Here is an 11595-nt window from a genome sequence, read left to right as displayed (position 1 = left end):
GGCGCGGACCGCGACAGTGCGCTGGACATGGCACAGTCCGTGGCCGCCCGGCTGGTGAAGTGAGAGGCCGTGGGGGAGGGGGCGCCACCGAGCGGGCCGCCCTTTCCGCCGCTCAGGCCCGGACGGCCGCCGGGACGTCCGGCGAGACCGGCCGGAGCACCGCCGGGGCCCGCGGGAACGGCACCCTGGCCGCTCGCACCGGGCTTGGCGGGAGCCTTCTTGCCGCCGTGGGCGACGTCGACGGGCAGCATGACGAGCGCCGTCGTACCACCGGAGTCGGAGGGACGCAGCTGGATACGGATGCCGTGTCGCAGGGACAGACGGCCGACCACGAACAGACCCATGCGGCGGGAGACCGAGACGTCCACGGTGGGCGGCGACGCCAGCCGCTCGTTGATCGCGGCGAGGTCCTCGGGGGAGAGGCCGATGCCGGTGTCGTGGATCTCGACCAGGACCCGCCCGTCGGGCAGGGCGTGACCGGTGACGCGGACCTTGGTCTGCGGCGAGGAGAACGAGGTCGCGTTCTCCAGCAGCTCTGCGAGCAGGTGCACGAGGTCGTTGACGACGCGGCCCGCGACCTCGGTCGCCGGGACGGAGGCGAGTTCGATGCGCTCGTACTGCTCCACCTCGGAGGCGGCGGCGCGCAGCACGTCGACCAGCGGGACCGGGCGGGTCCAGCGGCGGCCGGGCTCCTCGCCCGCGAGGACCAGGAGGTTCTCGCCGTTACGGCGCATACGGGTCGCGAGGTGGTCGAGCTTGAAAAGCGAGGACAGCTGGTCCGGGTCGGCCTCGCGGGACTCCAGCTCGGAGATGAGCGAGAGCTGGCGCTGGATGAGACCCTGGCTTCGGCGCGAGAGGTTGGTGAACATCGCGTTGACGTTGCCCCGCAGCAGGGCCTGCTCGGCGGCGAGGCGGACGGCCTCGCGGTGCACGTCGTCGAAGGCCGCGGCCACCTTGCCGATCTCGTCACGAGAGTGGACACCGACGGACTCGACGGAGGTGTCGACGTCCTGCGGGTCGGCCTCGGAGAGCTGCTTGACGAGCTCGGGCAGACGGTCCTGGGCGACCTTCGTCGCGGTGTCCTGCAGCCGGCGCAGCGAGCGGATCATGGAGCGGGCCACGACGAAGGCGCCGACGAGGGACACACCGAGAACGATGAGGATCAGGGCACCGTTGATGATCGCGTCGCGCTGGGAGGCCTCGCGCAGTTCGCGGGCCTCGCCCTCCATCTGGCCGAGCAGCGTCTGCTCGATGGTCTTCATCGCGTTGATGCGGACCGAGTAGTCGTCGGTCCAGTCCAGGTGGGACCGCGTCGGCTTCAGCTGCTTGAGGCCGTCCTTGTTCTCCAGCACACGCTTCGCGTACTGCTCGGCGGCCGTGATCGTCGGGTTCTCGTTGTTGAGCGTGGCCGTCAGTTCCTCGGCGTCGCCGCCGGTGGACTCGTAGATCGACCGGAAGCTGTTGAGCTCGGACTCGCCGTTCTCGAGCGCCGCCTGGCCGTACAGGCGGTCGTTCTCGGTGAGGCCGGGGGTCTTGGCGTCGGCACCGCCGGGCAGGGCCGCGGCGATGATGGCGCGCTGGATGGACGCGTACTCCTTGGCGGAGGAGAAGGCCGCCAGGGCACGGGTCCGCTTGATCATCTCCGGGTTGCTGGTCGCCTGCGCCATGTCCTGCGAGAGGGACAGCAGCGACTCGATCAGACGGCTGTAGCTCTCGACCGTCTGAGAGTTCGGGACCTTCTGGTCGTATGCCGAGTCCCGGATGTTGCTCAGGTTGTTGACCTGGACGGCGATCTGGTTCGCGTTGCCCCGGATGCTCTCCAGGGCCCGGTCGTCGTCGTTGTTGGGGATCGAGCGGGTGGCCTCGAGGAAGGCCTTCTTGGCGCGGTCGGTCTGGGTGCGGGGGCCGGAGACCTTGAAGTCGGTGTCGGCGGCGCCGTTGGCCAGCGGGCCGGCGGACAGGTCGCGCTCCTGCTGGAGCGCGTGCGCCAGCTCGGTCGCTTCCGTCGTCATCTTGGTGAGCAGCTGCATGTGGTCCAGCTGCTTCATGTCGTCCATGGACTCGTTGATGCGGAGTCCGCCCAGCGTGGTCGCCGCGACGACCGGCAGGGTGAGCAGGGACACCAGGCGAGTGCTGATGCGCCAGTTGCGCAGCGCTATTCGCGAACCGGTGTCCGTGGCGCCCGTGGGCTTGGGCGGAACGTTCGCCGCGTCGCCCGGAGGGGTCTTGGCGCCGGACGTCTTCGCACCGGACGCCTTGCCGCCGTGACGCGAGCGCTCGCCGCCGTCACCCGGCGTCGCCGGTCCCTGGTTGTGGGTGTGCTGGGTCGAGGAGCCGCGGTCGATCCCGCCGCGCGGCTCCTGTTCCGCCGCAGCATCCCCGCGGCCCTGGCGGGCCGGGGGAGAACCCGAGCCATCCCTCTTGAAACGTCCCTGCACTAGCGTCGCAACCTCTGGACCAGGCGTCCCTCCGCTTGCACGGCGGGACGGTGTCGGCGTCGTGGGGCATCGATCGCGCCCCATGGTGGTCGTGAGTGACCGGCGCTGCTCCCCCTTCTCCGCCGCAACTCGGCGCTGCGTTGCGCCCTTGCGCGCCGGCCTGAAACCCGCGGCGGTTCGTGGAATTCCAGCACAGTGCCGGATCTCCAACAAGGGCCACGTACCGGCCTGTGACCTGGATGACACGCTGTAAGCGTTGCGTCACAAGTCGTAGAAGCAGTTCTCGGCCAAATCGGGCGTTACGCCACGAGTCGCTTAGGGGTGGGGGGTGTCCCAGTCGCGATGATCAGGAGCGGAATGATGCCTTCCGTGGCCTAATGTCCGCTTCCGGTTCCGTGATCCCGAGCCCGAATTGCCCAAATAGTCGCTCATCTCGTGAGCAAACTCACACGCTGATCGTTGAGTCTTCCTGTCTTCCGGTGGGAATTCGATGTTTAGCCTGACGCTTTACAAAGATGGGTAGTCCGTCAACCGCGCTCCCCGGAGCGCCCGCACACCGACAAGGTCAGTCACCACACATGAAGACGACGACGATGTTCCGCAACATAGCCAACCCCCGGCGCACCACCCTCGCCCACCTCAAGGACGCGGACGAACTGCAGATGCCGGAGCAGCCGGAGCACTCGCTCGATCTTCCCACCCAGACGGCCAACCCCCGTCGCACGGTCCTCATGGACGCGCCTCTTTCTTCCTGAGGCTCGGCTCGCCGTCGGGGCGGGCCCGGTCGAGAGCGCGGCGGCACGGGGTCGGCCCGGTCGTCCACGGGCCCGGTGAGGGACCGACGTCCCGCGGTGGCAGCCGGCCCGCTCAGCAGACGCGGGGCATTGCCGACCGAAGCGGACTCACCGAACCCTCCCGGGGGTAATGCGGACGAAGGCGCGGCCCTCCCCGCGTTAGCCTGGAGCGTCAGTCTCCGGCCAGCGATCAAGTAGTGAGGGGCGACAGCATCCCGTGCGCATCGCCAGGTTCTCCATCGACGGCAATGTCGCCTTCGGCGCGATCGAGGAAGGGCCCGAAGGCCTGCTCCTCGACATCATCAAGGGCATTCCGTACGCCGACTTCGAGCTCTCCGGCACCAAGGTCCCGCTGAGCAAGGTCCGTCTGCTGCCGCCCGTGCTCCCCAACAAGGTCGTGGCCATCGGCCGCAATTACGCGGAGCACGCGGCGGAGCTCGGCAACGAGGTCCCCGACGTACCCGTCGCCTTCTTCAAGCCCACCACCTCGGTGATCGGCTCCGGCGACGCCATCGAGTACCCCTCGTTCTCGAACGAGCTGCACCACGAGGCGGAGCTCGCCGTCGTCATCGGCCGCATGTGCCGCGAGGTCCCGCGCGAACGCGTCAAGGACGTCGTCTTCGGCTACACCTGTGCCAACGACGTCACGGCACGTGACGTGCAGAAGCGTGAGAAGCAGTGGGCCCGGGCAAAGGGCTTCGACACGTCCTGCCCGCTCGGCCCCTGGGTGGAGACCGACCTCGACCCGGCCGACGTGACGATCCAGTGCACGGTCAACGGCGAACAGCGCCAGCTGGGTCGCACCAGCGAGATGGTCCGCTCCGTCGAGGACCTGATCGTGCACATCACCGAGGCCATGACGCTGCTCCCGGGCGACGTCGTCCTCACGGGCACCCCCGCGGGGGTCGGCCCGCTCAACGTCGGCGACGAGGTCGCCGTCACCATCGAAGGCATCGGCACTCTCACCAACAAGGTGATCAAGCGTGGCTAACGCGAACGTCCGCGTACGTTTCTGTCCGTCCCCGACCGGCAACCCCCACGTGGGCCTGGTCCGCACCGCCCTGTTCAACTGGGCCTACGCCCGGCACAACGGCGGCGCCATGGTCTTCCGCATCGAGGACACCGACGCGGCACGCGACTCCGAGGAGTCGTACAACCAGCTGCTCGACTCGATGCGCTGGCTCGGCCTCGACTGGGACGAGGGCCCGGAAGTGGGCGGCCCGCACGGCCCCTACCGGCAGTCCCAGCGGATGGACATCTACAAGGACGTCGCCGAGAAGCTGCTCGCCGCCGGCCACGCCTACCGCTGCTACTGCACGGCCCTCGAGCTCGAGGCCCGCCGCGACGCCGCCCGCGCCGCCGGCAAGCCGTCCGGTTACGACGGCAAGTGCCGCACGCTGACCGCCGAGCAGAAGGCCGCGTACGACGCGGAGGGCCGCGAGTCGATCGTCCGCTTCAAGATGCCCGAGGAGCCGATCACCTTCACCGACCTGGTGCGCGGTGAGCTGACCTTCACCCCGGACAACGTCCCGGACTACGGCATCGTGCGCGCCAACGGCGCCCCGCTCTACACGCTCGTCAACCCCGTCGACGACGCGCTGATGGAGATCACGCACGTCCTGCGCGGCGAGGACCTGCTCTCCTCCACCCCACGCCAGATCGCCCTCTACAAGGCGCTGATCGAGCTCGGCATCGCCAAGGAGATCCCCTCCTTCGGCCACCTCCCGTACGTCATGGGCGAGGGCAACAAGAAGCTCTCCAAGCGCGACCCGCAGGCCTCCCTCAACCTCTACAGGGAGCGCGGCTTCCTGCCCGAGGGACTGCTCAACTACCTCTCGCTGCTCGGCTGGTCCTTCTCCGCCGACCAGGACATCTTCACCATCCCCGAGATGGTGGCGAAGTTCGATCTCGCGGACGTCAACGCCAACCCCGCCCGCTTCGACCTGAAGAAGGCGGAGTCGATCAACGCGGACCACATCCGCATGCTCGACGTGAAGGCGTTCACGGCTGCCTGCGAGCCCTGGCTGAAGGCCCCGCACGCCAACTGGGCGCCGGAGCAGTTCGACCAGGCCGCGTGGGAGGCCATCGCCCCGCACGCCCAGACCCGGCTGACGGTCCTCTCGGACATCACCGCCAACGTCGACTTCCTCTTCCTGGACGAGCCCGTCGAGGACGAGGCGTCGTGGGCCAAGGCGATGAAGGGCGACCCGGCGGCGCTGCTCAGCACCGCTCGCGCGGGGCTCGAGGCCGCGGACTGGACCAGCCCCGAGTCCCTGAAGGAGGCCGTCCTCGCCGCCGGCGAGGCGCACGGCCTCAAGCTGGGCAAGGCCCAGGCCCCGGTCCGAGTCGCGGTGACGGGCCGCACGGTGGGCCTGCCGCTCTTCGAGTCCCTGGAGATCCTGGGCAAGGAGAAGACGCTTTCCCGCATCGACGCGGCGCTGGTGAAGCTGGGAGCCTAAGCTCGGTGGCATGCCGATTCGCGCGGTCCTCTGGGACATCGACGACACGATCTTCGACTACGCGAGCGCCGACCGGATCGGCATGAGCAAGCATCTCGAGAACGAGGGCCTGCCCGACGGTTACGACACCGTCGGGCAGGCCCTCGTCGCATGGCGGGCGATCACCGACGTCCACTGGGCCCGGTTCGCCGACGGGCTCACCGACTTCCAGGGGCAGCGGCGCGACCGGGTCCGGGAGTTCCTCGGGAGGCCGGGCATGAGCGACGCCGAGGCCGACGAGTGGTTCGGCCGCCACGTCGTGCACTACGAGGCGGCGTGGTCGCTCTTCCCCGACACGGTGCCCGTCCTGGATCTTCTCGCGCATGACTATCGTCACGGGATCCTGTCCAACTCGAGCCTGATCAACCAGGAGCGCAAGCTGCGCACGCTCGGTGTGCGGGACCGTTTCGAGGCCGTGGTGTGCGCCGTCGAGATCGGGATGTCGAAGCCCGAGGCCGGTGCGTTCCTGGCGGCCTGCGAGGCTCTGGAACTGGCTCCTGCCGAGGTCGCGTACGTCGGCGACCAGCCCGACATCGACGCCCGCGGCGCCGTCGAGGCCGGGCTGGCCGGTATCTGGCTCGATCGCCAAGGGCTCGGAGGGCGGCCGGAGCTGATCCGGATCACCGGTCTCGACGAGCTTCCCGCGCTGCTGCGCTCCGATACCCGTTTTGGAGCGCCGTCCACCTTCGGGTAATGTTCTTCCTGCGCCAAGGAGAGCGGGCCCAAAGCCCGGGAGCCGGAAGCGCAGACCGAACAAGACCCCCACTCGGGGGTTGAGTTTTGGTGGCCTATGGTGTAATTGGCAGCACGACTGATTCTGGTTCAGTTAGTCTAGGTTCGAGTCCTGGTAGGCCAGCTCGCAGAGCTTATCTGCAAAGCCCCCGTTGTGTAGCGGCCTAGCACGCTGCCCTCTCAAGGCAGTAGCGCCGGTTCGAATCCGGTCGGGGGTACAGATCCTTCCCGCGATGTCATCAGGGTCGCACCCGCTGATGTCGATGCAGGATCGCTAGGGCCCCCGTTGTGTAGCGGCCTAGCACGCCGCCCTCTCAAGGCGGTAGCGCCGGTTCGAATCCGGTCGGGGGTACTGGTCTAAACCACCATGGGCTATGGTGTAATTGGCAGCACGAGTGATTCTGGTTCATTTAGTCTAGGTTCGAGTCCTGGTAGCCCAGCGCGTCGCAGGATGCACGCCCCCGTTGTGTAGCGGCCTAGCACGCCGCCCTCTCAAGGCGGTAGCGCCGGTTCGAATCCGGTCGGGGGTACAGAGTCCGAAGGGGCCTTCCGAGCAGTCGGAAGGTCCCTTCGGCGTTTGTCGGGACCGCTACGCGATGCCGTACCGGCGCGCGGTCTCCACCTCCAGGGCGAGGCGCCGCAGGCTGAGCAGAAGAGGGTCGCACAACACCTGCGACGCCACTGCCATCTCCACCTGTGGGGTGCCCTTCGGAAGGTCCTCCAGCTGGTCCATCTCGTACACCGCGATCTGCTCCATCTGGCGTGCGTACAGCAGGAGTTCGGCTGTCGGGACGGAATAGCCGAGCCGGTTGAGCGTGGCGATCGACGTCACGAGTGACCGGTAGACGGGGGAGAGGTCGCCGATCTCTCGGGCGCTGTCCCACTCCAGCTCCGTCAGCAGCCGCTCGACCTCACGCTTCGCGTCCACGGCGGCCGGATCGTCGGCGGGGGTCTCCGGCAGCTGTGGCAGTGCCCACGTCGCCGCTCCCAGTCGCATGGTGAGCCCGAGCGAGTCGTCGTCGACGTGGGCGAGTACCTCGCGGGCAGTGGAAACGGGGATCCGGCCGACCTGGATCATCGCCCGCACCAGGCGCAGCCGGCGCAGATGGTTCTCGTTGTATTCGGACTGTGTGGCGGTGACATGCCGTCCCGGCGGCAGCAGCCGCTCGCGCAGGTAGTACTTGATCGTCGCGGTGGAGACCCCGCTCAGTTCGCTCAGTTCCGAGAGCCGCATCCCCTTGGACCCTTCCTTGGAGAGTGCCACTATCCAATCATGGGTAGTGGCACTATCCAACAATCTGGGGGTTCATCATGAGCAGCAGGACGCTACCCGGCCGCACCACGGCCGCGGCATCCGGCGACGTCGTCGTCTTCCTCATCGGGATGCGGATCAACCACTTCTGGGCGGTGCACCGTTGGCTGCCAGTGTTCTGCGCGATGCCGATGATGCTGAGGGAGCTGAGTCGGGACCGCTCGCTCGGGCTCCTGCACCACACCCTGCTGACCGGCTCGCCGCGCACGTACTACGTCGTCCAGTACTGGGAGTCGAAGGAGAGGCTCCTCGCCTACGCCGCCGCCCCGGACAGGCGGCACCGCCCGTGGTGGGGCCGTATCAACCGGCTGGCCCGCAAGGGCGCGCTGCACGTAGGCATCTGGCACGAGACATACGTGGTGCCGGAGGGGTCGTACGAGGCGATCTACGGTGACATGCCGCCCGTGGGTCTCGGCAGGGCCTACGGCACGGCCCCGCTGCGCAACGGCGTCCAGGCGCAGGACCGGCTCCGGGTCTGAGCGGACACGACGAGGCCCCCGCCGGCCGGAGGCGGCGGAGGCCGGGGCAGAGAGGTTCAGACGCTCAGCGGTACCGGGTGGATCTCGTCCGCCGGGTGGCCCGACCGCTCGTGGATGCGCTGCACGGCGTCCGCGGAGGGTCCTTCGGAGAGGCAGTAGACGGTGCCCGTGTCCGGGTCCGCCCACGCCTGCTTGAAGTGCACGCCTTCCTCTTTCTCGATCGCCGCATCCGCGCGGTGCGCCTCCATCAGCTGCTCGTTCGTGATGCCCTTCATGCCACGGTGTACATCCATGAACTCGGTCATCGTTGCTGCACCTCCGTCGCTCGCAGTACTTCCATGCTGCACCCGGCGGCCGGGCGCGAACACCTCCGGCCGGCCCCTGCGGCGTTGAAGGGGCCGGCCGGACGTGGACGTGGAGGGCGACGGATCAGCCGCTGCGGCGCAGGGCCTCGCTGAGGCGTCCGGCGGCGTCGATGACCGCCTGTGCGTGCATACGGCCCGGGTGGCGGGTCAGGCGCTCGATCGGTCCGGAGACCGAGACGGCCGCGACCACGCGGTTGGAGGGCCCGCGTACGGGGGCCGAGACCGAGGCCACGCCCGGCTCGCGCTCACCGATCGACTGGGCCCAGCCCCGGCGCCGTACGCCGGACAGGGCCGTCGCCGTGAAGCGCGCCCCCTGGAGGCCGCGATGCAGCCGCTCCGGCTCCTCCCAGGCCATCAGGATCTGGGCCGAGGAGCCGGCCTTCATGGTGAGGGTGGAGCCGACCGGCACGGTGTCCCGAAGTCCGGACAGCCGCTCGGCCGCCGCCACGCAGATGCGCATGTCTCCCTGCCGGCGGTAGAGCTGCGCGCTCTCGCCGGTCACGTCGCGCAGATGTGTGAGCACGGGCCCGGCCGTGGCCAGCAGCCGGTCCTCGCCCGCCGCGGCGGCGAGCTCCGCCAGCCGCGGGCCGAGGATGAACCGGCCTTGCATGTCCCGCGCCACCATACGGTGGTGTTCCAGTGCCACGGCGAGGCGATGTGCCGTGGGTCGTGCGAGTCCAGTGGCCGCGACCAGCCCCGCGAGGGTGGCCGGACCGGACTCCAGGGCGCTCAAGACGAGGGCCGCCTTGTCGAGAACGCCGACGCCGCTAGAGTTGTCCATGCAACGATACTCGCGTCTCACTCTGTGAAACGCAAGTTCAATTTTCTCCGGAACTTGTCACGCTGTAGTTGCGGCCCGCGGACCAACGGGCACCGCACAAGATCTCTAGATGCGTCGGCAGCACAGCCGGCCGGAGGGAAAGCGATGGGTAGGACACTCGCGGAGAAGGTCTGGGACGACCATGTCGTCCGGCGCGCCGAGGGCGAGCCCGACCTCCTCTTCATCGATCTGCATCTGCTGCACGAGGTGACCAGCCCCCAGGCCTTCGACGGTCTGCGGCTCAGCGGCCGCCAGGTCCGGCGCCTCGACCTCACCATCGCGACCGAGGACCACAACACCCCGACCCTCGACATCGACAAGCCCATCGCCGACCCGGTCTCCCGTGCGCAGCTGGAGACGCTGCGCAAGAACTGCGCGGAGTTCGGCGTACGGCTGCACCCGCTGGGCGACGTCGAGCAGGGCGTCGTCCACGTCGTCGGTCCCCAGCTGGGTCTGACCCAGCCCGGCACCACCGTGGTCTGCGGCGACTCGCACACCTCCACCCACGGCGCCTTCGGCGCGCTGGCCTTCGGCATCGGCACCTCGCAGGTGGAGCACGTGCTGGCCACCCAGACGCTGCCCATGGCCCGTCCCAAGACCATGGCCATCACGGTCGACGGCGAACTGCCCGAGGACGTCACCGCCAAGGACCTGATCCTCGCGATCATCGCGAAGATCGGCACCGGCGGCGGCCAGGGCTACGTCCTCGAGTACCGCGGCTCCGCCATCGAGAAACTGTCGATGGAAGCCCGGATGACCATCTGCAACATGTCGATCGAGGCCGGCGCCCGGGCGGGCATGATCGCCCCGGACCGGACCACCTTCGACTACCTGCAGGGCCGCGACCACGCGCCCACGGGCGCCGAGTGGGACGCGGCGGTCGAGTACTGGCAGACGCTGCGCACCGACGACGACGCGGTCTTCGACGCGGAGGTCTTCATCGACGCCGCCGAACTCGCCCCGTTCGTCACCTGGGGCACCAACCCCGGTCAGGGCGCGCCGCTGTCGGCCGACGTCCCCGACCCGGCTTCGTACGAGGACGCTTCGGAGCGCCTGGCCGCCGAAAACGCCCTGAAGTACATGGGGTTGACCGCCGGACAGCCGCTGCGCGACATCAAGGTCGACACCGTCTTCGTAGGCTCCTGCACCAACGGTCGCATCGAGGACCTGCGCAACGCCGCCTCGATCCTGGACGGCCGCAAAGTCGCCGACGGCGTAAGGATGCTGGTCGTGCCCGGCTCGGTGCGGGTCGCGCTGCAGGCCGTGGAAGAGGGCCTGGACAAGGTCTTCAAGGAGGCCGGCGCCGAATGGCGGCACGCGGGCTGCTCGATGTGTCTCGGCATGAACCCCGACCAACTGGCTCCCGGGGAGCGTTCCGCGTCCACCTCGAACCGCAACTTCGAGGGCAGGCAGGGCAAGGGCGGCCGTACGCACCTCGTCTCGCCCCAGGTCGCCGCCGCCACCGCGGTGCTGGGCCACCTGGCCTCGCCCGCGGACCTGTCCGAAACCCCTGCGCCCGCCGGAGTCTGAACACCATGGAAGCTTTCACCACGCACACCGGCCGGGCCGTTCCGCTGCGCCGCAGCAACGTCGACACCGACCAGATCATCCCGGCGCACTGGCTGAAGAAGGTCACCCGCGACGGGTTCGAGGACGGGCTGTTCGAGGCCTGGCGCAAGGACTCCGAGTTCGTCCTCAACCGCCCCGAGCGCAAGGGCGCCACGGTGCTCGTCGCGGGTCCCGACTTCGGTACCGGCTCCTCGCGCGAGCACGCCGTATGGGCTCTGCAGAACTACGGCTTCAAGGCCGTCATCTCCTCCCGGTTCGCGGACATCTTCCGCGGCAACTCCCTCAAGAACGGCCTGCTGACGGTCGTGCTCGAGCAGTCCGTCGTCGACGCCCTGTGGGAGCTGACCGAGGCCGACCCGACGGTCGAGGTCACCGTCGACCTCGAGAAGCGACAGGTCCTCGCTCCGGGAATCACCGCGGACTTCGACCTCGACGAGAACGCCCGCTGGCGACTGCTCAACGGCCTGGACGACATCAGCCTCACCCTTCAGAACGAAGCGGACATCGCGGCCTACGAAGCGGCCCGCCCGTCCTTCAAGCCCCGCACAATTGAGGCCTGAGCAGCGCTTTTCCCCGACTGCGCCCCCC

11 protein-coding genes and 5 tRNA genes are annotated in these 11595 nt (G+C 68.8%); 12 read left to right on the top strand and 4 right to left on the bottom strand.

Features of this window, described 5'->3' with window-relative positions; translation table 11 throughout:
• On the bottom strand, window positions 1-2438 hold a 2438-nt coding region (locus ABZ070_RS31010; protein ID WP_356638650.1), incomplete at its 3' end, for a nitrate- and nitrite sensing domain-containing protein.
• A 578-nt stretch (window positions 2439-3016) separates the two neighbouring features.
• On the opposite strand from ABZ070_RS31010, the gene ABZ070_RS31005 reads away from it, so the two are divergent.
• From ABZ070_RS31005 to ABZ070_RS30965, 9 genes are all read left to right on the top strand, one after another.
• Window positions 3017-3193: a hypothetical protein gene (locus ABZ070_RS31005; protein ID WP_356638649.1), complete on the top strand. Its 177-nt coding sequence runs from the start codon at window positions 3017-3019 to the stop codon at window positions 3191-3193.
• A 256-nt stretch (window positions 3194-3449) separates the two neighbouring features.
• On the top strand, window positions 3450-4223 hold the full coding sequence (locus ABZ070_RS31000; RefSeq protein ID WP_356638648.1) for a fumarylacetoacetate hydrolase family protein: 774 nt from the start codon (window positions 3450-3452) through the stop codon (window positions 4221-4223).
• Window positions 4216-5691, top strand: a complete 1476-nt coding sequence (gene gltX, locus ABZ070_RS30995) for a glutamate--tRNA ligase (RefSeq protein ID WP_356638647.1) — start codon at window positions 4216-4218, stop codon at window positions 5689-5691. Before ABZ070_RS31000 ends, gltX begins: the two co-directional genes overlap by 8 nt.
• A 10-nt stretch (window positions 5692-5701) precedes the next feature.
• Entirely contained in the window at window positions 5702-6424 is a 723-nt protein-coding gene (locus ABZ070_RS30990; protein ID WP_356638646.1) for an HAD family hydrolase, read from the top strand.
• A 90-nt stretch (window positions 6425-6514) separates the two neighbouring features.
• Window positions 6515-6586 (top strand) — tRNA-Gln (locus tag ABZ070_RS30985).
• A gap of 21 nt (window positions 6587-6607) precedes the next feature.
• Window positions 6608-6680: transfer RNA gene (locus tag ABZ070_RS30980), tRNA-Glu, on the top strand.
• 61 nt (window positions 6681-6741) lie between these two features.
• Window positions 6742-6814: transfer RNA gene (locus ABZ070_RS30975), tRNA-Glu, on the top strand.
• Window positions 6815-6830: 16 nt separating this feature from the next.
• Window positions 6831-6902, top strand: a tRNA-Gln gene (locus tag ABZ070_RS30970).
• A gap of 17 nt (window positions 6903-6919) precedes the next feature.
• A tRNA-Glu gene (locus ABZ070_RS30965) sits at window positions 6920-6992 on the top strand.
• A 59-nt stretch (window positions 6993-7051) separates the two neighbouring features.
• Here the strand turns inward: ABZ070_RS30965 and ABZ070_RS30960 are convergent.
• A complete protein-coding gene (locus ABZ070_RS30960) occupies window positions 7052-7696 on the bottom strand; it encodes a MerR family transcriptional regulator (RefSeq protein ID WP_356638651.1) in 645 nt (214 codons plus the stop codon).
• A gap of 77 nt (window positions 7697-7773) precedes the next feature.
• Here ABZ070_RS30960 and ABZ070_RS30955 point away from each other — a divergent pair, with 77 nt between their 5' ends.
• Complete coding sequence (locus tag ABZ070_RS30955; RefSeq protein ID WP_356638645.1) at window positions 7774-8253, top strand: DUF4188 domain-containing protein; 480 nt, start codon at window positions 7774-7776, stop codon at window positions 8251-8253.
• Between the two features lie 56 nt (window positions 8254-8309).
• On the opposite strand, the gene ABZ070_RS30950 is transcribed toward ABZ070_RS30955, so the two are convergent.
• Both ABZ070_RS30950 and ndgR read right to left on the bottom strand, forming a co-directional pair.
• Window positions 8310-8558, bottom strand: a complete 249-nt coding sequence (locus tag ABZ070_RS30950) for an SCO4226 family nickel-binding protein (RefSeq protein ID WP_356638644.1) — start codon at window positions 8556-8558, stop codon at window positions 8310-8312.
• Between the two features lie 124 nt (window positions 8559-8682).
• Window positions 8683-9399, bottom strand: coding sequence for an IclR family transcriptional regulator NdgR (ndgR, locus tag ABZ070_RS30945; protein ID WP_058942291.1), 717 nt, complete (start codon window positions 9397-9399; stop codon window positions 8683-8685).
• Window positions 9400-9543: 144 nt separating this feature from the next.
• Here ndgR and leuC point away from each other — a divergent pair, with 144 nt between their 5' ends.
• Window positions 9544-10968 carry a 3-isopropylmalate dehydratase large subunit gene (gene leuC, locus ABZ070_RS30940; protein WP_356638643.1) on the top strand — a complete coding sequence of 475 codons (1425 nt, stop codon included), beginning with the start codon at window positions 9544-9546 and terminating at the stop codon, window positions 10966-10968.
• A gap of 5 nt (window positions 10969-10973) precedes the next feature.
• Window positions 10974-11567: a 3-isopropylmalate dehydratase small subunit gene (gene leuD, locus ABZ070_RS30935; protein ID WP_356638642.1), complete on the top strand. Its 594-nt coding sequence runs from the start codon at window positions 10974-10976 to the stop codon at window positions 11565-11567.
• Window positions 11568-11595: the final 28 nt, after the last annotated feature.

The organism is Streptomyces sp. NPDC006283, assembly GCF_040613325.1.
In the GTDB taxonomy this organism is placed as follows: domain Bacteria; phylum Actinomycetota; class Actinomycetes; order Streptomycetales; family Streptomycetaceae; genus Streptomyces.
This window is presented reverse-complemented; position numbering and strand designations above follow the sequence as displayed.

What these genes read in the sequence shown, in the direction of transcription:
- ABZ070_RS31005 (WP_356638649.1), top strand. Translation starts at nt 3,017, where the DNA reads ATGAAGACGACGACGATGTTCCGCAACATAGCCAACCCCCGGCGCACC.
- ABZ070_RS30990 (WP_356638646.1), top strand. Translation starts at nt 5,702, where the DNA reads ATGCCGATTCGCGCGGTCCTCTGGGACATCGACGACACGATCTTCGAC.
- ABZ070_RS30960 (WP_356638651.1), bottom strand. Translation starts at nt 7,696, where the DNA reads ATGCGGCTCTCGGAACTGAGCGAACTGAGCGGGGTCTCCACCGCGACG.
- ABZ070_RS30955 (WP_356638645.1), top strand. Translation starts at nt 7,774, where the DNA reads ATGAGCAGCAGGACGCTACCCGGCCGCACCACGGCCGCGGCATCCGGC.
- ABZ070_RS30950 (WP_356638644.1), bottom strand. Translation starts at nt 8,558, where the DNA reads ATGACCGAGTTCATGGATGTACACCGTGGCATGAAGGGCATCACGAAC.
- ndgR (WP_058942291.1), bottom strand. Translation starts at nt 9,399, where the DNA reads ATGGACAACTCTAGCGGCGTCGGCGTTCTCGACAAGGCGGCCCTCGTC.
- leuC (WP_356638643.1), top strand. Translation starts at nt 9,544, where the DNA reads ATGGGTAGGACACTCGCGGAGAAGGTCTGGGACGACCATGTCGTCCGG.
- leuD (WP_356638642.1), top strand. Translation starts at nt 10,974, where the DNA reads ATGGAAGCTTTCACCACGCACACCGGCCGGGCCGTTCCGCTGCGCCGC.